At 68.5% G+C, this 19,571-nt stretch carries 21 protein-coding genes, 1 tRNA gene and 1 pseudogene; 14 read left to right on the forward strand and 9 right to left on the reverse strand.

Annotation, left to right across the window (positions count from 1 at the left end; translation table 11 throughout):
* The first annotated feature begins 85 nt into the window (after positions 1-85).
* The 8 genes from JSY13_RS05310 to JSY13_RS05340 all read left to right on the forward strand — a co-directional run bounded on the left by JSY13_RS05310 (position 86) and on the right by JSY13_RS05340 (position 6,378).
* The gene (locus tag JSY13_RS05310; protein ID WP_259607975.1) at positions 86-721 is read left to right on the forward strand and encodes a TetR/AcrR family transcriptional regulator; all 636 of its coding nucleotides are present in this window, start codon (positions 86-88) and stop codon (positions 719-721) included.
* Positions 722-896: 175 nt separating this feature from the next.
* Positions 897-1,784 carry a LysR family transcriptional regulator gene (locus JSY13_RS05315; RefSeq protein WP_259607976.1) on the forward strand — a complete coding sequence of 296 codons (888 nt, stop codon included), beginning with the start codon at positions 897-899 and terminating at the stop codon, positions 1,782-1,784.
* A 124-nt stretch (positions 1,785-1,908) separates the two neighbouring features.
* Positions 1,909-2,580 carry a type 1 glutamine amidotransferase domain-containing protein gene (locus JSY13_RS05320; protein WP_259607977.1) on the forward strand — a complete coding sequence of 224 codons (672 nt, stop codon included), beginning with the start codon at positions 1,909-1,911 and terminating at the stop codon, positions 2,578-2,580.
* A gap of 64 nt (positions 2,581-2,644) precedes the next feature.
* Positions 2,645-3,424 (forward strand): SDR family oxidoreductase, encoded by a 780-nt coding sequence (locus tag JSY13_RS05325; protein WP_259607978.1) that lies wholly within the window; start codon positions 2,645-2,647, stop codon positions 3,422-3,424.
* Positions 3,421-4,404, forward strand: coding sequence for an MFS transporter (locus tag JSY13_RS05330; protein ID WP_259607979.1), 984 nt, complete (start codon positions 3,421-3,423; stop codon positions 4,402-4,404). The genes JSY13_RS05325 and JSY13_RS05330 overlap by 4 nt, the downstream gene beginning before the upstream one ends.
* Entirely contained in the window at positions 4,293-4,706 is a 414-nt protein-coding gene (locus JSY13_RS12665) for a GNAT family N-acetyltransferase (RefSeq protein WP_432806438.1), read from the forward strand. Before JSY13_RS05330 ends, JSY13_RS12665 begins: the two co-directional genes overlap by 112 nt.
* Before the next feature lie 125 nt (positions 4,707-4,831).
* Complete coding sequence (locus tag JSY13_RS05335) at positions 4,832-5,422, forward strand: type IV toxin-antitoxin system AbiEi family antitoxin domain-containing protein (RefSeq protein WP_259607980.1); 591 nt, start codon at positions 4,832-4,834, stop codon at positions 5,420-5,422.
* Complete coding sequence (locus tag JSY13_RS05340) at positions 5,419-6,378, forward strand: nucleotidyl transferase AbiEii/AbiGii toxin family protein (RefSeq protein ID WP_259607981.1); 960 nt, start codon at positions 5,419-5,421, stop codon at positions 6,376-6,378. The genes JSY13_RS05335 and JSY13_RS05340 overlap by 4 nt, the downstream gene beginning before the upstream one ends.
* 45 nt (positions 6,379-6,423) lie before the next feature.
* Here JSY13_RS05340 and JSY13_RS05345 read toward each other — a convergent pair whose 3' ends face one another.
* The gene (locus tag JSY13_RS05345) at positions 6,424-7,836 is read right to left on the reverse strand and encodes a plasmid pRiA4b ORF-3 family protein (protein ID WP_259607982.1); all 1,413 of its coding nucleotides are present in this window, start codon (positions 7,834-7,836) and stop codon (positions 6,424-6,426) included.
* 186 nt (positions 7,837-8,022) lie between these two features.
* Here JSY13_RS05345 and JSY13_RS05350 point away from each other — a divergent pair, with 186 nt between their 5' ends.
* Positions 8,023-8,178, forward strand: a complete 156-nt coding sequence (locus JSY13_RS05350; protein ID WP_259607983.1) for a hypothetical protein — start codon at positions 8,023-8,025, stop codon at positions 8,176-8,178.
* A gap of 50 nt (positions 8,179-8,228) precedes the next feature.
* Here JSY13_RS05350 and JSY13_RS05355 read toward each other — a convergent pair whose 3' ends face one another.
* On the reverse strand, positions 8,229-8,525 hold the full coding sequence (locus JSY13_RS05355) for a transposase (protein ID WP_259607984.1): 297 nt from the start codon (positions 8,523-8,525) through the stop codon (positions 8,229-8,231).
* A gap of 220 nt (positions 8,526-8,745) precedes the next feature.
* Positions 8,746-9,812 (reverse strand): annotated as a pseudogene (locus JSY13_RS05360) (IS110 family RNA-guided transposase).
* Between the two features lie 415 nt (positions 9,813-10,227).
* On the opposite strand from JSY13_RS05360, the gene JSY13_RS05365 reads away from it, so the two are divergent.
* Together JSY13_RS05365 and JSY13_RS12670 are read left to right on the forward strand one after the other, a co-directional pair.
* The gene (locus JSY13_RS05365; protein WP_259607985.1) at positions 10,228-11,358 is read left to right on the forward strand and encodes a hypothetical protein; all 1,131 of its coding nucleotides are present in this window, start codon (positions 10,228-10,230) and stop codon (positions 11,356-11,358) included.
* Positions 11,359-11,622: 264 nt separating this feature from the next.
* On the forward strand, positions 11,623-11,907 hold the full coding sequence (locus JSY13_RS12670) for a type IV pilin protein (protein ID WP_432806449.1): 285 nt from the start codon (positions 11,623-11,625) through the stop codon (positions 11,905-11,907).
* Here the strand turns inward: JSY13_RS12670 and JSY13_RS05370 are convergent.
* On the reverse strand, positions 11,844-13,151 hold the full coding sequence (locus tag JSY13_RS05370; RefSeq protein ID WP_259607986.1) for an ISL3 family transposase: 1,308 nt from the start codon (positions 13,149-13,151) through the stop codon (positions 11,844-11,846). The genes JSY13_RS12670 and JSY13_RS05370 overlap by 64 nt on opposite strands.
* 237 nt (positions 13,152-13,388) lie before the next feature.
* On the opposite strand from JSY13_RS05370, the gene JSY13_RS05375 reads away from it, so the two are divergent.
* Positions 13,389-13,871 (forward strand): ERAP1-like C-terminal domain-containing protein, encoded by a 483-nt coding sequence (locus tag JSY13_RS05375; protein ID WP_259607987.1) that lies wholly within the window; start codon positions 13,389-13,391, stop codon positions 13,869-13,871.
* Between the two features lie 50 nt (positions 13,872-13,921).
* On the opposite strand, the gene JSY13_RS05380 is transcribed toward JSY13_RS05375, so the two are convergent.
* On the reverse strand, positions 13,922-14,812 hold the full coding sequence (locus JSY13_RS05380; protein WP_259607988.1) for a phosphotransferase: 891 nt from the start codon (positions 14,810-14,812) through the stop codon (positions 13,922-13,924).
* On the reverse strand, positions 14,812-15,450 hold the full coding sequence (locus JSY13_RS05385; RefSeq protein WP_259607989.1) for an MBL fold metallo-hydrolase: 639 nt from the start codon (positions 15,448-15,450) through the stop codon (positions 14,812-14,814). Before JSY13_RS05385 ends, JSY13_RS05380 begins: the two co-directional genes overlap by 1 nt.
* A 153-nt stretch (positions 15,451-15,603) precedes the next feature.
* On the opposite strand from JSY13_RS05385, the gene JSY13_RS05390 reads away from it, so the two are divergent.
* Positions 15,604-15,676 (forward strand) — tRNA-Glu (locus JSY13_RS05390).
* 69 nt (positions 15,677-15,745) lie between these two features.
* Here JSY13_RS05390 and JSY13_RS05395 read toward each other — a convergent pair.
* The 3 genes from JSY13_RS05395 to JSY13_RS05405 form a co-directional block, all read right to left on the reverse strand.
* Positions 15,746-16,552: an SDR family oxidoreductase gene (locus tag JSY13_RS05395; RefSeq protein WP_259607990.1), complete on the reverse strand. Its 807-nt coding sequence runs from the start codon at positions 16,550-16,552 to the stop codon at positions 15,746-15,748.
* Positions 16,553-16,632: 80 nt separating this feature from the next.
* On the reverse strand, positions 16,633-17,742 hold the full coding sequence (locus JSY13_RS05400) for a DUF4349 domain-containing protein (protein ID WP_259607991.1): 1,110 nt from the start codon (positions 17,740-17,742) through the stop codon (positions 16,633-16,635).
* A complete protein-coding gene (locus JSY13_RS05405; protein WP_432806439.1) occupies positions 17,739-18,299 on the reverse strand; it encodes an RNA polymerase sigma factor in 561 nt (186 codons plus the stop codon). Before JSY13_RS05405 ends, JSY13_RS05400 begins: the two co-directional genes overlap by 4 nt.
* A gap of 216 nt (positions 18,300-18,515) precedes the next feature.
* On the opposite strand from JSY13_RS05405, the gene JSY13_RS05410 reads away from it, so the two are divergent.
* On the forward strand, positions 18,516-19,523 hold the full coding sequence (locus JSY13_RS05410; protein WP_259607992.1) for a TerC/Alx family metal homeostasis membrane protein: 1,008 nt from the start codon (positions 18,516-18,518) through the stop codon (positions 19,521-19,523).
* Positions 19,524-19,571: the final 48 nt, after the last annotated feature.

Below are 19,571 nucleotides of genomic sequence, written 5' to 3' on the forward strand. Positions count from 1 at the left end.
GGCGGCGATGCCCTCCAATCTAATTTGCCCATCTGGCCAAGTCAAGCGACCAAGGCATTCGGCCAGTATCCGGTATGATGAGGTCATGGCTACCGACGATGAGGCAGGAACGGCACGTTTACACCTGAGTGCGGACGAGCGGCGGCGGTTGCTGACCGAGGCGGCGTTGCAGGTGATGAAGCGCGAGGGGGTGAAGGCGGCGACGACGCGGGCGATCTGCGCAGAGGCGGGGATGCCCCACGGGGCGTTCCACTACTGCTTCCGCTCCAAGCAAGAGCTCTACACAGCGCTGTTCTCGACCGACATCAACGTCGATCTGGATCAAGCATGGGCGACGATCGATAACGCCAGCAGCATCCACGACAGCATCTACGCGCTGATGATCGCCTACTGGCGCACGGTCGAGCACGACCCGCAGGCGCAGATCGTACTGACGGAGCTGACCACCCTGGCCTTGCGCGACCCTGCACTGCAGGAGCTTCCTGCCTGGGAGCAGAGCGCCTACCGTGACCGCCTCATCGCCCACCTCCGGCGCTTCGCCTCGCACGCCGACGTCGACTACGCGATCCCGGTCGAGAGACTCGCCGAGATGATCCTCGCCGCACTCTCCGGGCTGACGACGTCCTGGCTCTCAACCCGAGACGACGACGCCGCACAAGACGCGATCCGCGAGTTCGCCAACATCTTCTCCACCTACACGGCTCGGCGCGCTGAGCAATGACGGAGTAACCAACCAGCAGGACATGAGCCGCAGAAACAAGCCCATCCAGGCGCGACTACTGACACAGTCCCGCGGGGTACTCGCCTCTGCCTGGCCTGGTCTGCTGTTGGCGCCGCCCTTGCCATACGCGAGAGAATGTCTTCATGAGTAAGCACGATGTCGTCGGGAGCCCGGTGTGCGGTCGGTGATGTCGTGGGATGCGCTGCGGGTGTTCCTCGCGGTGCACCGGGCAGGATCATTCTCGGCGGCCGCGGACGAACTCGGAGTCGCGCAGTCGTCGGTGTCCGAGCAGGTTGCCCGCCTGGAACGGAACTTGGGCTACACGCTACTGGACCGCACGCCTTCCGGGGTTCGCGCGACCGAGCGCGGGATCGAGCTCGCGGCGCGGATCGCGGCTCCGGTGGACGCGCTCGCCGCTGCCGCCGCGCTGACCGAGGAGACCGACTGTGCTGAACGCATCGTGTTCGTCGGCGGCCCGGCCGAGTTCCTCTCCGAAGTCGTGCTGCCGGGGCTTGCCGACCGGCTGCCCGCGGGTATTCGGGTTATGGCGCGGTTCGGTCTGGCGGAGGATCTGATCGATGACCTGCACGCTGGGGAGATCGAGGTGCTCGTCAGCGCCCTCCCGGTTCGCGGCACGGATCTGTCGCCGGAGCCGGTCTACGACGAGGAGTTCGCGCTGGTCGCCCACCCCAACTGGGCCGCCCGCGCAGAGCAGAACCTTGCGGCGGTCCCGCTGCTCGCCTACGGCCCGGAGCTGCCCATCATCCGCCGGTACTGGCGCAGCGTGTTCGGGCGCCGGCCGGACGACCTGGCGGTTCGTATCATCGCCCCGGATCTGCGCGCCCTGCTGCGACTGGCGCTGAGCGGTGCGGGCATGACGGTGCTGCCGGATTACCTCGTGCGCGAGCACCTGGCCTCGGGCGCCCTCGTCGCGCTGGACTCCCCGGAGGTGGCTCCGTTGAACACGCTGTACGTGGCGACCCGCAAGACCTCTGGCCATCTCGACCCGGTTGTCGCGTCGGTGCGGGAGGCGATCGTCGAGATCGGACAGGCGGCCGGCTGAGGCGCCTATCGGGATCCCGATACCCCCTGTCGGGTTCTCGGTTACCGGCGACGCGGAGCTGGTTTCTACGGTCGGAGGTGACCTGTTCGGGGTCATCCTCCGTTCCGATGAGAAAGCAGCCCCCATGTCCGATTCGCCTCGCGCCCTTCTCGTTCTGACCAGCCACGCCGACCTCGGCGGCCTCCGCAAGACCGGCTTCTACGTCGGCGAGGCCGCCGACCCGTGGCAGGTGTTCACCGACGCCGGCTACACCGTCGACCTCGTCTCGATCGCTGGCGGCGCCCCGCCTGAGGACGGCCGCGATGAGCAGGATCCGACTCAGCGGGCCTTCCTGCACGACCCCCACGTCGCCGCTCAATTGCAGCACACCCCGAGCCTGGCCGAGGTCGACCCGGCAGGTTACGACATCGTGTTCTTCGTCGGCGGGCACGGCACCATGTGGGATTTCCCGGACGCACCCGACATCACCCGCATCGGCCGGGCGGTGTACGAGGCCGGCGGCGTGATCGCGGCGGTATGCCACGGCCCGGCCGCCCTGGTGCACCTCACGCTTTCCGACGGCAGTCCGCTCGTGGCCGGGAAGCGGGTCGCGAGCTTCACCAACAGCGAGGAGGCGGCCGTCGGCCTCACCGATGTCGTGCCGTTCCTCCTCGCCGACGCGCTCACCGCGCAGGGCGCGACCCCTGTGCCCGGCCCGGACTTCACCGAGAACGTCGTCACCGACGGGCGCTTGGTAACCGGGCAGAACCCGCAGTCGGCGGCCGGCGTCGCCCGCGCCGCCATCGCCGCTCGCTGACCACAGTTCCGCCCTGACCGCGGTGTACACGCCACGCACCGCCGCACAGAGAAGGGAGCCCTTCATGCCGCACACCCCTGCCTCAGATCCCTCGCTCGACGCGGTGCCGGAGCGCCGCCGGACGGTACTCGTCACCGGCACGAGTTCCGGCGTCGGCCGGGAACTCTGTCGTCGTCTCGCGCGGGCCGGCCACACGGTGCACGCGGTCGCACGCCGGGCGGACCGCCTGGACGCGATCGCCGCCGAACACCCGACAGTGCGCCCGTGGCCCGTCGACGTGAGCGACGAGGCCGCCGTCGACCGGCTCGCCGACAGTGTCGGACCGCTCGACGACATCGTGCACGCCGCCGGCGGCGCCCGCGGCTCGGCTCCGGTGCTGGCGTCGGACACCGAGCACTGGGAATGGATGTGGCGTACCAACGTGCTCGGCACCATGCACCTGCTCCGCGCGCTCGTGCCGCGCCTGGTCAAGCAGGGGCGCGGCACGATCGTCGTCATCACCTCCGCCGCCGCGTTCCAGGCGTTGGAGGGCAGCTCCGGGTACAGCACCAGCAAGCACGCCCAATCGGCGATCGTGCAGACGCTCCGCAACGAACTCCTCGGCGCCGGCGTGAACGTCACCGAGATCGCACCCGGCCTGATCGACACCGAGTTCTTCACCCAGCGCTTCCCGAACGACCCCGATCGGGCTGCGCAGATGTTCACCGGGCTCGACCCGCTGACCCCGACCGACATCTCTCGCGCTGTCGAGTACGTGCTCGACCAGCCCGCGCATGTCAACATCGACCGCCTCGTCCTGCGCCCGACCGCGCAGGGCAGCAACGGGAAGATCCACCGCCGATGACAGCACCATCAGATACGGGCCGGTTTCCGTTGGGGCGGCTGGTCCTGCTCGCCGCAGCCGGCTTCCTGACCATGCTCACCGAAACGATCCCGGCCGGCCTCCTGCCCGCTATCGGGCGCAGCCTCGATGCCGGCGACGCGGCCACCGGGCAGCTGCTCACCGCCTACGCGGGCGCGTCGATGCTCGCCGCGATCCCGCTGGTCGCCGCCACTGGCCGAGCGCCCCGCAAGACGCTCATCATCGCCACCATAACCGGCGTCGCGGTCGCGAACCTGATCACCGCGCTCTCTCCTGTGTTCTGGCTCGCGTTCGCCGCCCGCGTGCTCGGCGGCGCAGCCGCGGCTCTGCAATGGGCGATCCTGGCCGGATACGCGATGCGTCTGGTCGGCCGCAATAGACAGGGCCGAGCACTGTCACTGGCGATGGGTGGCATCCCCCTCGCCCTCGCCGCCGCAGGAACCCGAGTCCTGCCAACCGTGCCCCCGACGGGCGCGCCGAGCCGTTCGCCGTGGACGGCGCTGCGGGTCCCCGGTATCGCCGCGCTGCTGATCGGCGCCGGCGCGTTCCAGCTCGGGCATATGAACCTCTACACCTACCTCGCCCCGTACCTCACCGCGCGGGGGGATCCGCTGCCGGTGAGCGCGTTCCTACTCACCGTCGGCGTCGCGGCGATCGCGGGTCTGTTTCTCACCGGCGTCGTCATCGACCGGCACCTGCGCCTGGTCGCGCTGACCGCGATGGCGGCGTTCACGATCGGCATGCTCCTCCTCGCCATCACCGACACCCCCGCCATAATGGCTGTCGCCGCGATCATATGGGGGCTCGGGCTCGGCGCCTCGCCTACCGTGTTCCAGCCACTCTCGGCCCGATGCCCGACGCCGCTTTCCGAGATCGGGCGAAGCATGCGGGCCTCCTACTCGGTCGTCGTGACGGGACGATTGTTGCCTACTTGCTTTACGACATCCCAAGGCACAACCTGATCAAGCTCGTTCACCTCTGCGTCGGTGCGGATGCGCGAGGCAGCGGGATCGCGAAGTCGCTGGTCGAGGAAGCGATCAGCCTCCACCCCAGTAGATCTTTCCTCACGGCTGCCTGCCGTGCTGACTACGGAATCGATGGGTTCTGGCAGTCGCTTGGGATGCACGCAGCGGCTGCTGCATCTCCAGCCAGCGCAGAGCTTTCGGTATCTGAGCAGTCGAGAAGTCGCGAAGCTCACTGCTTTGGGCGCCAACGCAGAGACCGAGACGGAAGAGGTCGAGTTTTCGGTGGCGACGCGCACTGACATGATCCCCGTTATGGCGTAGCCAGGGGGAGCGGCGAGAGATTGCCTGACGCTGGGCGCAACGGAGTGACCAGTGGTGGATAAAAACCACACATAGTTGAGCGTTCTGTGCGAGGATTGTATCCATGAAGGAGTTGGACGAGTCGCTCCCGTCGACGTTCACGACGGAGACCTCGCGGGCGCACGGTGTGCATCCGCGAGATCTGTATGCCTGGCGAGATGGCGGGCAGATCATCGAGCTCTCGCGTGGGGTCTTCCGGCGAGCAGACGCGCCCCCGGCGTCTTCCCCCGACATGATCGCCGTGACGCACCGCGCTCCTCGCGCGATCGTGTGCTGCGTCTCGGCGGCAGCAATCCACGAACTGACGGATGAGATGCCGGCGTCGGTACAGATCGCGGTTCCCAAACGGTCGCATACGCCGGTGATCGCTTACCCGCCCGTGACAGTGTTTCGCTTCGATGAAGCAACGTTCGAACTCGGTGTGACCGCGTTCGAGGCGGGGCCGGGGGAGCCCGTGCGCATCTACGACGCGGCGAGGACTGTGGTGGATCTCATGCGGTTCCGGAGACGCCTTGGCGAACCGATCGCGCACGCCGCGCTTCACCGATACCTGGCGGCACCGAACTCGAAACCGGCACTGCTGCTGGAGTACGCGGAGGCGCTGGGGACTTTTGGGCCGATGCGCGCTGCGCTCGATGTTGCGAGTGCCCGATGAGTCGCCCCACGCGAGAGAGCGCCGCAGGGCGCGCATACCTCGACCTGCAGAACCAGGCTCGCCGCCAGAAGCGCGGCACGCAGGAACTGCTCACGATGTACATCGTCGAGCGATGGCTGTCGCGGATGTCGCGCTCACCGTACGCCGAGGACTTCATCCTGAAGGGCGGGATGTTGCTGGCTTCGTTCGGCACCCGCCGTCCCACGGTCGACGCCGACGCCCTCGCTCGTAATATGGCCTCTGATCAAGAGACCGTGGCCCGTCGTGTGGCCGAGATCGCCGCGATCGAAGACCCAGACGACGGCGTGGAGTTCCTGCCCGACACAGTCACCACTGCGGTGATTCGTGACGACGCGCTGTATTCCGGCGTGCGGGTGACGATGACGGCACAGCTCGTAACAGCGCAGGTCAAACTGCGGCTCGACATCAACTTCGGCGACCCCGTCACTCCGGCCCCGCGAACAGTTGAGCTGCCATCGCTGCGGCCGGACGCTCCGCCGATCCGCATCCTGGGCTACCCGATCGAGACGGTGCTCGCAGAGAAACTCGTCACCGCGATCGAACTGGGACGAGCGAACACGCGCGTGCGTGACTTCGCTGACATCCACCTCTTGACCGGCACACAGGCTCTCCAGTGCGGGCAACTGCGCGACGCGCTCACGGCGACCGCAACTTTCCGCGGGACCACGTTGATTCCGTTAGCGCGGGCCACCGAGGGGCTCGCCGTGCTCCGAGACTCAACCTATGTCGCCTACCGGAGGGGGCTCGGCGACGCAGGCGCGAGTCTGCCGCAGAGGTTCTCCGACACCGTCGCTGTCGTTGCTGACTTCGTCGACCCGGTGCTCGACGGGCTCGACGCCAAGGCCCTGTGGAGCCCCGTCGAACGGAACTGGCACACGGCATCCGGCGCACCGTCTGAGCCGACAGAATCCACTACAGGTACGACCGACCTGTGACGGCTTTCGTCGGGCTCAGCCGCAGCCGATCCGGTGACCACACGGTCAAGCCCGTATGACGCCCCGGGCGATGGCTGCGACGGCGGCGTTCACGCCCTTAGGCCTCCAGCTCGCGCGGATCGTGCCCGCGAGCAGGTTGAGTGTATCGAGCGTGAGGCTGTCGGGGGAGGGAACACGGTAGGGGTCCTCACGGTCGCGCCAGCCGAGGTCGAAGAGGAGCTCGCTGATGCTCGCTTCCCACAGTTCCGCGGGTGTCTCGTTCGCGACGACGGCGAGTGCCATCCATCCGGCGTGCCGCTCTGCAGGGGTTGTTCCGAGCGGGAGCCGGCCGGTGATGTGCCTCAGGATCGCGTGCGGGTCATCTCTACGTCTTGCGATGGCCTGAGTCGGAGCAATGCGGCCTTTGCGCACCGACACGAGCCCCAGTGCTCGCGCCGTGGCGCGCAGGTCCGCGACGGGCCAGGTGAGGTCTTCGCGGTTGGCCTTGCCGATCCACCATTCGGTGATGCCTGTGCGATGTGCTATCTGCTCGACGACGGCGGGTTTCAGATAGCCGGCGCCGGTGAGCGTCACGCCGTCTCCGACGACGTCGAGGAGCACTCGGAACGGCTCGGTGAGATCAGCAGCATCGTCGGTGCTGACATCGGTCGCGCCGGAAGCAGAGGGATGCGCGAGCGCGTTGCGCAGGCCGCGTGCGCCGCGGTTTTGCGCCAGTTCGAGCAGAGATTCGAGTTCCTCGACGACCGGGATCGGCTCCGCGGTGGCTGCGGCGATCAGTTCGTTCGTCTCATCGATATCGAAGACATCGGGGTGCCAGCCGTCGGGCAGCCATGCGCGTCCTTCCTCAGCACTGTCGAACACCTCAGGGCGGAGCGTGTCGTCGTAGTCGCTGCGCACCCAATCCGCGAGTTCGCTGTAGCCCCAGACGCCGCCGCAGTCTTCTGGTGGACAGGCGAGCTTCCCGCCGACGCATACCGGAGCCGATGGAGGGTCGTCGAGCACCTTCTCGACGCGGAGGAGGTGCTTCCAGTCATCGCCGAAGTCGTAGTCGTACCAAAGGCGGTCGCCCTCGTTAGCGACGACCTGGTCGAGACGTACGTCGTCTTCGAGCATCCCCTCGTCGCCTTCGTCGAGGTCGAACTGGGTGAGGAACTCGGGAGGGTTTCGGTCGTTGCTCGTGCGGAAGCGGTGCAGGTGGCTGTCGGTCCATCCCATCGCCGCCTGGATCACCTCGTGCAGCCGCGGGAGGAGGATGTCGCCGGGCACCTCGACACGTCGCCACACCGGCGGCTTCGTGCGCTGCAGATCGATACGGATGCGGAAACCCCGCACCGTTGCGGGGACGGCGAGGAGCTGCGGCTCGGGGCGCCGCCAGAGATCGTCCAGGTCATCAGCGTCGGGCCTCAGCGAGGCGATGAACTTCTGAAGATCCGGTGCCTCGAACTTCTCGGATGCCATCTTCCTTCTCCCGTCACGGGCACATCACGTCGGGATGCGCCATCGCGATCAATTCTCGCGGAGCAGGTCGGTGTCCGCCCAACTGCTGGCCAGGGAAGTGCCTGGGGTGGGGCGTGTACCGCGCCCCGCCAGAAGGGAGTCGGCACGATAGAATGAAGTCGATCCTGTTTTCCCGGAGGTGAGCATATGAAGCGCAAGGACGTCACTCGTGAGGCGCTTCACCGTGCCGCTCTGCGTTCCACGCGGGCGTCGGCGGCGTTGGAGAACAGGTCGGTGCCGGTCGGTGTCACTCGCTCTGAACGGGTGGAGCGCTTCCTCGCCGCGCGCAAGCAGCGCGTTTGATGGGTGTTGAGCCCGGCTACGGCGAAACACGATCAGGGCCGACTTCTCGTTCAGCCCTGCTCCTTCGCGAAGAAGGCCGCGGCTTTTTTTAGGAATTCATTCTCCATTCGCAGCCGTCGTACTTCTTCTTCCAGCTCGGCCAGCCGCGCGTGGTCCGCCGGTGACATCTCGGGTTTCTCGTCGTTGCCGTGCTCGGCGCGGTACTTGTTCACCCAGTTGCCCAGCGTCCCGGGATTGATCGCCAACTCACCCGCGACCTTCACGATAGGACGGCCCGACTGGATGACCAGCTGTACCGCTTCAGCCTTGAACTGCGGACTGAACTTCCGCCTCGATACCGATGACATGCTCTTGATCCTCTCTCAAAGAGAGCTGTCCAAGAACCTTGGTACACCCCACCCTTGCGTGACGCCGAGCTCAGCGCGCAGCGCTCTCACCATCCGCACTGCGGCGGCCTTCTCCTCGCTCGAGTAGCGACGCGTTGTCGGCTTCCCATTCGCCAGTTCTTTGGGCATAACTCCATCCTCGTTTCCAAGGTCAGGAGTCTCCATCAGACCCAGGATGCTTCTATGTGTTGTCAAGTCCGCTCTGCTCGCTGAGGCGGCGGTAGAGCTGGCGGGCTATGTATCGCTTGAGTGAGCGGCGGATTTCCTTGGTGGTGCGTCCTTCGGCTCGTCGGCGTTCGACGTAGCGCGGGTCGGCGGGTGGTGCGACATTCGGGTCAGCGCGATCGACGATAAGGCTCTGTTCAGACGCCTGTCGCCTCCTCGGTTGAGGCGATGACGGGTGGTGTTTCCGCTCGAGGCGGGCACGGGACTGACGCCGGCGAGCACGGCGAACGCTGCTTCGGAGCGGACCCGGCCGGGGTGTGACCAGGCGGCGATGATCACGGCCGCGTTGATCGCGCCGATCCCGGGCTCGTCGAGCAGGATTGCGGCGTCGCTGGCGGCGACCAGCGCGGTGATCGCGTCACGGTTAGCAGCGAGGTCCTCATCGCAGACGGCAACCCGTCGGGCCAGCCGGATCGCTTCCCGGCGGGCTGTCGCGGTCGCGAGGTCCTCCTGTCGCGTGCGCCAGGACTCGATCGCCGCGAGCTGCTTCTTGGTGAGCGAGGCGCGGGCGTCGATGCCGAGGTCGACCGTTCGAAGCAGCGCGGTCAAGGCGTTGATCGACCTGGTGCGTTCGAGGTTGATGAGGTCGCGGGCGCCGATCAGCACCCGCAGCGCCGCGCGGACTCCCGCGTCCTGACGCGGATCACGGAGGTTGTCGGCATCGACGCCGAGCACGGAGCGGGCGATCAGTTCCGCGTCGATCTCGTCGCTCTTGCCTCGTCCGCGACGTTCACGTGCCGCTGTCGGGAACGACTCCACGACCCGGTAGCCGGCGTCCTGGCATGCTCTCGCGAGCCGGGCGCCATACGAGCCGACGCCCTCGATCGTTACGAGCACATCGGCCAGCCCGCTGGTGCGCCGAGCGATCCACGCGACCGCGCGTGATAATCCCGCCGGCGTCGTCGGGAAGGTCCGAGTGTCCACTCTGGCGCCAGTGCGCGCGTCGAGCACGGCGAGAGTGTGTGTTCTGGAATGGGTGTCCGCGCCGATGACATACGCGAACGTGTTTGCGACGATGGTCATGGTGACCGTGATCCTCTCCACTGGGTTGACGTCACTGCTGGCGTCGACCCGGGAATGGTCACTTCGAGGCAGGCCTGTAATGGGCCACGACCGCCGTGAACGGTCGGGCAAGCTTCTGATCAAGCCATCGGAGTGGGCAGGGTCGGCGCCGGCACCCACCCGGCCGGACAGATCCTGGGAAAGGCACCCCGCCGAAGCGGGAGGCCAGGCGATTCAAGAGTCACGACCAGACGGAGCACCAGCACCCACCCTGCCAGCCGACCCCAGGCCAGCCACTTCAGAGACTTACAGGCGCTTCAGACTTCGTCGAACGCAGGAGCGGGAGCTATGTCCGCGGTTGCTGACAGAATGTGCAGGAGATCGATCTGGAGGAAGCATGGAGCCTGAAGAAGCTGTCGTTGTTCCGCTCGTGCCCATGAGCGCAGAGCCGAGCACCGAGGCGATGCTCCGCATGCTGCTCAACCGGGAAGCGCTACTTATCACGCGCCCGGTGGCCCCGACCAAGAGCACGGCGTCGGGCATGGTGGCACCGACCACGGGTGCGTTCGCTAAGGCGATCGGGCAGGCCGTCGGGCAGATCAATCGCGCGGCATCTGCTGGCGAGGGGCTCTATCGGGTCGTGCTGCCGACGGGCGCGGCTGCCCGAGACCTCGTGCCTGCGGTCGGCGGTGGATTCCGGGGCATGGTTCGTGCCGCTGGATCGACAAAGATCGCGGGGCACGCGCGCCTCGTCCCGGCCGCAGCGGCGGGTACTGGCGCCACCGTGGCTGCTGGTCCGCTGATCGCGACCGTGGGCCTTGCAATGGCCGCTGAGATGCTCGCGCAGCACCAGATGAACATGAAGCTCGACGCAATCAAGAACGCGGTTGCGGGAGTACAGCTGCACCTCGATAAGCAGGAGCGCTCGGTGCTGACGACGGCTGAGAAGCAGGCGCGGAAGGTCGCTGGCTATCTGCTCGACCAGGCGACGCTTCCGGCTCTCAACACCGCGAACCACGCGTTCGGAGAGCTCGACTCCCTTACCAACTCCTACATCGAGCGGCTCGACGGCTGGCTGGAGATCGCGGCGAAGCATGCAGACGCCGACCGCGTCTACGGCCCCGACCTGATGAAGTCGCTCGTCAGCAATCGTGAGAACCCGATCCAGGAGTTCGAGCGGATGGTCGGGCAGACGTACCAAGCCCTCGCGCTCCGAGCACGCGTGGTCGTTCTGGAGAAGATCGCGGCGGAGTTCTCGAACCCTGATCGTTCGCTGCCGCACGTCGAGAACGTCCTTCGGGCGGAACTGTCTGGCCTGGCCGAGCGGCAGTCACAGTTGGTGGGGCTGCTCGACGATCTCAGCACGCTGCGACTGGATGCGAGCAAGGTCCCGGTGTCGTTCGCGGGCAAGGGCACGCTGAACGCACGCACGAGCTTCGCTCGGCTTGCGCGGGCGCTGCACTCTGCTCCCAGCGGCCTCCCTCTCTTCACGGAGTCCGACCAAACCGTGCTGGAGCTGGCACCGTCTGCACAGGGGTTGTCGGTCCTCGAGCCAGCTGCGGCCTAACTAGTTCGCGCGAGGGCTTGCGCTGGCAGTGAACGATCTCGACTTCGGCGCACGGCCGCGTTGCCCCGACTGCAACGTCGTGATGCGCCCGGTCGATGGCGGCGACCGCTGTCCGGAGTGCGGTCACTTCGACCCGCATCTCGCCGTAGAGCGACCCGCCGACTTCGACGGACCAAGCATTGCCGGCTGGTGAGGCCGGGAGGCGACGTGAGCTGCTTAGCAAGCATGACTTGACTTATTGCGCTCATGCTTCCGGGCGCATATATGTATGGCTCTCGAAACAGAATCATATCCCATTTTCAAGGCTTCACCATTGTGGAGCTACTGATCGTCATCGTCGTTATCGCGATCCTTGCGGTGGTTACCATTGTCTCCTACAACGGCATTCAACAGCGCGCGATCAATTCGGCCATAAGTAACGCGGCCAGTCAGGCGATGAGACTCACTCAGCTGTACGTGGCACGCGAGTCGAGATACCCGGCTCTTCACGAACGAGGGTGTAGCGCGGGTCTGAACCCTCCGGGTTCGAGCAGCGACCGAGCGATGTAGTGGGTGAGGTTGCGGAAGCCGAGGGCGGAGCCGCGGAGGTGTTCGAGCCGCCCGTTGATGGCCTCGGTCGGGCCGTTGCTGGTGCCGGGGCGGTCGAAGAACGCGAGGATGTCGCCCGCCCGCTGCTTCATGGTCCGGCCGAGCTTGCGGACCTCGACGAGCGCCGCGGGAACGCCGCTGCTGATCGCAGCGATCACCTCCTGCATCATCGCCTTCGCTTTCTTCTTGTCGGGCTCCCGGTAGGCCGCGACGATGCGCTGGTAGATGCCCCAGGTCGCCTCGACCTCGACGTGCTCCTCGCTCGCGAACACTGCGTCCAGGCGTGCCCGCTGCCGGTCGGTGAGCAGGCTCGCCCCGGTGTGCAGGGTGCGGCGGGCTTTGTAGAGCGGGTCGCCCTTGAGCCCGCGGTGACCGGTGGTGTCTTGCTGGACCCGACGCCGGCAGACATCCAGCGCGTCGCCGGCGAGGCGGACCACGTGGAACGGGTCCATGACGGGGACGGCGTCGGGGAGTTCCGCGGCGGCAGCGGTCTTGAACCCGGCGAAGCCGTCCATCGCGACCACCTCGATCCGCTTCGCCCAGTCCGCAGGGCGGGCGGCGAGCCACTGCTTGAACACCGCCTTGGAGCGGCCCTCGACCATGTCCAGCAGCCTCGCCGGCCCGGTCTTGTTCCTCGCGGGCGTGAGGTCGATGATCACGGTGACGTACTTGTCGCCCAGCCTCGTGTGTCGCCAGACGTGCTCGTCGACACCGATCGTGGTGACCCCGTCGAACCGGGCGGGGTCGTCGATCAGGCGCCGCTTGCCTTCCGCGAGGACGGCGGCGTTCGCGGCACTCCAGGACACCCCGAGACCTGCGGCGACGCGGGTGACGGTGAGGTGGTCGATGACGATGCCCCGCAGCGCCCACTCCAGGCCGCCGCGGGAGATCTTCGCACGCGGCGCCGCTGCCCGCGTCATGTCCTGCCGCCACGTGCGCCGGCAGTGTCCGCACCGGTACCGGCGCACCCGCACCAGCAGGGTCATCGGCCGGTGCCCGAACGGCTCGTGCGCCAGTCGACGCGTGACCGTGCCCCGCGGCACGCCCTCGACACCGCACTTCCGACACCACGGGTCGTCCTCGACGACGCGGCATTCGATCGCGGCCCGATCCGGCTCGATCAGCTGGCCGACGGCGACGAGGCCGAGCTCGTCGAGGCGGCAGAACGTGGTCAGGTCAGGGGTCGCGAAAGTAGGGTGGAGCACGTCGAGGTCTTTCGGGATGGCGAGCGTGAAGAACTTCCATCATCCGGGAGACCTCGACCCCTACCCGGCCACCGACGCGCACAACCGACTACACCCTCGTTCGTGAAGAGCCGGATAAGTACTGGAATAATTCTCATGCGTTCATCTACAGGATTCGCGACGCCTACAGTGGGACGCTGATCCAGCAGGTGGGCACGCGAGGGCAGGCAAATCGCGTCTTCTACAAGACAGGCGGGCATGTGGACGTCGCACCCGTGTTCTCTCGTGGGGACGGCGTTTATCACCTGCCCGACGGTGCGGGGGGGTTGGATCCTCACGGCGCCCACGATTGCAAAAGAATGGTTCGTCCGCGCGCTCGCCTCCCGGCCGGACCCCGCCGTGCGCGCCGAGGCCTGGCGGGCGGCGTGGGAGGACCGATCGCTCAGCAACGACCACCTCGACGCCACGATCGCCGGATTCCGCGCCGGCGGCCGGCGGGACCTGGTCGCAGGCTTCGACGAGGAGTACTTCCGCCGCATCCGCTCGGCCTGGGCGGAGCGCAGCATCGAGATCGCGCAGCGGCTGGTGGTGGGCCTGTTCCCCGCCGGCGACACGCTCGATCCCGTGGACGCGTGGCTGGCGGAGAACGAGGACGCGCCCGCCGCCCTGCGCCGCCTCGTCCTCGAGCAGCGCGACCATCTCGCCCGCGACCTCCGCGTACGGGCGTCCCAGCCCGCCTGACCGGATCCGGCCGGTGACCCGGGGCGATCGCCCGGTGTTCCCCGCCGGGGTCAGTGATCGGCCATGAGCTCGGCGGCGGTGCTCTCGCCCAGCGCACGGAACGCCGGCAGATCGTCGCTCGCGTGCAGCAGGATCGCGGCCAGGGCCGCGGCCCACGCGCGCGCCCGCGTCCAGGTGGCGGCGTCGTACCGGTCGCCGATCGCCGTCCGGAAGGCTCGCCGGCCGTCGGCGTCGAACGCGGGCCACATGCCGGCGAGGTCGTAGGCGGGATCGCCCGCGGTGACGTCGCCGAAGTCGATGATCGCCCGCAGCCAGCCGTCCTCGACGAGCAGGTTCCCGGGATGCAGGTCGCCGTGGATCCACACCCGTTCCGTGGCCGCTGGTGCCGCGAGTCCGGCATCCCACGCAGCGCGGAGGAACTCGGCCACGCGACCCGGACCGATCCCGTCCAGTCGCGCGCGGATGGCGCCGTCGCGCCGCGCGAGCGGCACGCCCCGCACCGGGTTCGCGGGGGCATCCGCCGGTGCCGGCCGATGCAGATGCCGGAGCGCCCGCGCGAGCTGCGCCGCCCAGGCGGTCCGATCCGCGCGCGCCGTCTCGATCGCCGGCAGACCGGGCAGCCACGGCACGATGGACCAGTTCCACGGGTACCGGCCGTCCGGCGCGCCGACGAGCAGCGGCTCGGGAACGCGGACGCCCGTGGGCGCCAGCGCCCGGGCGAGGGCGGGCAGCGCCTGCTGCTCGTGCGCGATGAGCCGCGCGGCGGCCTGGCGGCGCGGCATCCGCACCGCCAGGTCCGCGCCCAGCCGCCACATGCTGTTGTCCCAGCCCTCGGCGGCACGCTGCAGCGGGAGCTCCGCAAGGTGCGGTGCGCTCCGCCGGAGCAGGCGGCGGACGTCCGCCTCGCCGACGGTGACCTCGGATGCCGGAGAGTCCGGCATCAGATGGTGAGGGAGTCGCCGGGCTCCAGCTCGAAGAACTCCCCGCCGCCCTGCTCGGTCGCCCACCGCAGGCGCTGCCGGTGCATCTCCTTGCCGATCGCGGACAGCGTCATGTCGTGCGTGCCGAACGCCCGTCGCGGCCGGACGGCCAGGACGAAGTCCATGGCGTCGCCGATCCGCAGCCACGGGGCGCCCAGGGGAGCGGCGAGCGTGCCCACCTCGACACCCTCGGGGACCGCGTAGGAGTCGCCGGGGTAGTACAGCTCGTCGTCGACGAGGACGCCGACGTTCGGGATGCGCGGCAGGCTGGAGTGGATGATCTGGTGCTCCCCGCCGAAGAACCGCAGCGTGAAGGGGCCGGCGGCGACGAGGTCGCCGGGGGAGACGACGGTGATGGGGTGCTCCGCGGCGAGGTCGGCGACGCTCTGCGGCGCGAAGACCACCGCATCCGGCGCCTCGCGGAGCACGCGGTCGAGGTGCCCGGGTGTCCAGTGGTCCGGATGCTCGTGCGTGATCACCACCGCGGCCACGCCGCCGAGGTCGTCCAGGGGAGTGGTGAAGGACCCCGGGTCGATCAGCAGCACATCCCCGGCGCGTTCGATGCGGAGGGCGGCATGTTCGTACTTCGTGACGCGCATGAGAGCAGTCAACCGCCGGCGGGGCATCCGGGCAACCCGTCATCCGGCGCGACACGCCCGTGATCGCGATGCGGCCCGGCTCGATTTGGAGCGCGCCGAATCGTCATGTCATACTTGAACGGTTGCAAGGACGGCCTGAGAAATCGGCCGGACGGCCCCATCGTATAGCGGCCTAGTACGCCGCCCTCTCACGGCGGTAACGCGGGTTCGAATCCCGCTGGGGTCACAACACGACGAAAGCCCTCGGATCTCCGAGGGCTTTCGTCGTTCCCGGCGCGGTGCTCATTCCCGCAGCTCAGCCCTTCCGCCATTCATCGTCCGGGAGATGCGATCCCGCCTGCGGTCCCATCTGCAGCATCCCGCCGTCGACCGTCCAGTTCGCGCCAGTGACGTAGCTGGCGCCGGGGGACGCCAGGAACGCGATGACGGCGGCCACCTCCTCCGGCTTGCCGGGGCGCCCGAGCGGCACACCGGGCCGGTGCGTCCGTTCGGCGTCCTCGGACTCCATCCTGTTGATCGGCGTCGCGATCTCGCCCGGGGCGACGGCGTTCGCTGTGATGCCGAACTGGCCGAGCTCCTGCGCCATCGTCTCGATCAGGCCGGACAGGCCGTGCTTGGCGGTCGTGTACGCGGTGAGCCCGATCCGCGGCTGATGCGCGTGCACGCTGGTGACGGCGACGATCCGCCCGCCGTGGCCGGCCTCGACCATGCGCCGGGCGGCGGCCTGCATGCCGACGAAGGCGCCGTCGAGGTTCAGCGCGAGGATGTCCCGCCACTCCTGCACCGTGGTCTCCAGGAACGGGTGCTGGGGGCTGCCGCCCGCGTTGTTCACGAAGACGTCCAGACCGCCCAGCTCGTCGGCCAGCCGGTTCACCACCCCCGGCACCGTGTCGAGGTCGGTGGCGTCGAACCTCGTCACCACGGCCTTGCGGCCGCGCTCCCGCACCCCGGCGGCGGTGCGCTGCGCGCCCTCCTCGTCGGAATGCCAGGTGATGCCGACGTCCATGCCGGCATCGGCGAGAGCGAGGGCGGTGGCGGCGCCGATGCCGGAGTCGGATGCGGTGACGATGGCCGTCCGCGGCCGGAAGTCGAGCGTGTCCATGCCCCGGACGCTAGCCCGCCGGTGCGCGGCGCGCCGAGGGGGTTTACATCACCGGCCGCGACGGCTATCCGCAGCGGGGGTCAGGGGTTCTGCGCCTCGTCCATCGCTCGCGCGCGCCGTCGTCCCCGGCGGATCAGCCACACCACGAGGAAGACGACGCCGGCCACGGCCAGCCACGGAAGGGCGAAGCCGACGGCGATCACGACCGCGTTCAGCGACGCCACCAGCCCGTTCCACCCGGCCAGCAGCCCGTCCGCGAAGCCCGCCGGGTCGGCGGTCTCCGCCGCGGTCCTCTCGCTCAGCTCGACGCGCACCGACGACATCGCCACCTGCTCCTCGAGGTTCTTCAGCTCCTGCTCGTACGACTCCAGCTGCGCCTGCCGATCCGTCAGCGCCACCTCGGCTTCGATGAGCTCCGCGACCGTCGCCGACCTCGCCATCAGCTCGGTGAGCCGCTGCACGGACGCCCGGGTCGCCTCCACGCGCGCCCGCAGATCCACGGCGGTCGAGGTCACGTCCTGCCGTGACACCGAGGAGCGCACCACGTCCCCGATCTCGCCGAGCTCGTCCATCACGGCGGTGAGATCGGCGGAGGGCACCCGGATGGTGACCCAGCCGTACTCCCCGTCCGGCGGCACCGGCGACGGCACGGTCGCGTCGTACGCCGTCGGCGCGCCGCCGACATCCGTCGCCTCGACGTACCCGCCGTGCTCCTCCGCGACCGCCTCCACGCCGTCGACGGCGGCGGGGATGTCGCGCACCTCCAGCGAGAGCTGACCGGCGGCGATGATCTCCCGCCCCTCGCCGCCCTCGTCCGTCGCGGCGGAGCGGTCCGACTGCGCGGACCCGCCGGACAGCCCGGTGACGCCCTCCGGCGCCGTGGCGGACTCGCCCTGCCCGGCATCCGTCGTCGCCGAGTCCGCGGCGCCGCCGGAGGAGCCGCCCTCGGCGCCGTACGTGGAGGCGGCGTCGTCGGATGCGGGGGACACCGCGGACAGCAGCGGCGGCGTCACCGCGACCCCCACCGCGAACGCCGCGGCGATGCCGAGTCCCGTCCAGACCGCCCGCGCGCGCCGGCGTGCGCCGCGCCGCGGCGGCCGCTCCGACTCGATCTCGGCGAACACGCGCCTCTCGATCCGCTCGATGCTCTCCTCGCTCAGGGGAGGGAGCTCGACCACGTTCTCGCTCATGCGTCTCTCACTTCCTTGACGGCGCCGCGCAGATGCGTGCGCACCCGGGAGAGACGGTTCCGGACCGCGGCGTGGCTCACGCCGAGCTCGTCGGCGGCCGCCCGGTAGGCGTAGCCCTCGACCGCGCACAGCCGGAACACGGCGCGGTCGAGCTCGCTCAGCGACCCGACCTCCTCCGCGATCCGCTCGGCGAGCTCGGCGGAGATCACCTGGTCCTCGACGTTCACGACGTCGGCGACGGTCTCACCCACCGCATCCGCCGTGTGCGCGCGGTCGCGCTGCAGCAGCCGCAGCCGGTTCGCGGCCTGGAACCGGCAGATCGTCGCCAGCCAGGGCAGCAGCGACGTCCCCGCCAGCTGCAGGCCGGGGAGCTTGCGCCAGGCGACGACGAACGTCTCCTGGGCGATGTCCTCGGCATCCGCCGCCGACCCCAGCACGCCGTAGGCGATCCAGTACACGGGGCGGATGTGGGCGCGGTAGATCGCCCGGAAGGCCTGCTGGTCTCCCGCCGCGGCCCTCGCCGCCCACTCCTGGTCGTCGCTGCGCTCCGGCATCATGCTCCGATCGGTCTCTCTCGCCTGAGAGTGTCGAAGGAGGTCTCATCGTCTCAGACCCGCATCCGGGTCCGGTACGATGAGTTCCGCGAGAGGGAGTATCCCGGTTCGCGCGTTCGTCATCACGAGCACATCGTCGTCGCTCCGGACGCGTGCCGCCATCGGCGGGGGAGAGACTTTCGGCCCGTTACCGACCCCTCATCGAAAGGCCGTGCGCCCTTGGCAATCCCCGTCTGGTTCGAGATCACCTCGATGGTCGTGCTCACGATCGTCCTCATCGCCGACCTGCTGCTGATCAAGCTGCGTCCGCACATCCCCTCCACCCGCGAGTCCACGCTGTGGGTGGTCTTCTACGTCGCCCTCGCGATGCTGTTCGCCGTCCTCCTCGGCACGATCGGCGGCTGGAGCCACGCCGGCGACTTCATCACCGGCTGGGCGCTGGAGTACAGCCTCTCCATCGACAACCTCTTCGTGTTCGTGCTGATCATGGCGCAGTTCGCGGTGCCGCGCCGGCTGCAGCAGCAGGTGCTGATGGTCGGCATCATCATCGCCCTCGTGCTGCGCGGACTGTTCATCCTGGTCGGCGTCGCCGTGATCGAGAGCTTCTCGCCGATCTTCTACATCTTCGGCGCGTTCCTGATCTGGACGGCGATCCGTCAGGCGATGCCCGAGGAGGAGCACCACGAGGACGAGGTCAAGCGCGAGACCTTCATCGTGCGCGTGCTGCGCCGCCGCATCGAGATCAGCGACGGCTACGACGGTGCGCGCCTGCGCACCACGGTCGACGGCAAGCGGATGTGGACGCCGATGATCATCGTGTTCATCACCATCGGCATCACCGACCTGATGTTCGCGATCGACTCGATCCCGGCGATCTTCGAGATCACCACGAACGGGTTCCTCGTCTTCACCGCGAACATCTTCGCCCTGATGGGCCTGCGCCAGCTCTACTTCCTGCTCGGGGACCTGCTCGACCGGCTGCGCTACCTGCACTACGGCATCGCCGTCATCCTGGGCTTCATCGGCGTGAAGCTCATCCTGCACGCGCTGCACGTGAACGAGCTGCCGTTCATCAACGGCGGCCACCACGTCGAGTGGGTGCCCGACATCAACAACATGGTCTCCCTCGGCGTGATCCTCACGTCGATGCTCGTCGCCACCGCGGCGAGCCTGATCGCCTCGTCGCGCGAGCGGCGGGCGAAGAAGGCCGAGGCGCTCGAGCACTGAGGCGTCCGCAACCTGAGGAGGACCACCCGTCGCAGCGGTGTAAACTGA

Origin of the sequence: Microbacterium neungamense, assembly GCF_024971095.1 — a bacterium.
Taxonomy (GTDB): Bacteria; Actinomycetota; Actinomycetes; order Actinomycetales; family Microbacteriaceae; genus Microbacterium; species Microbacterium neungamense.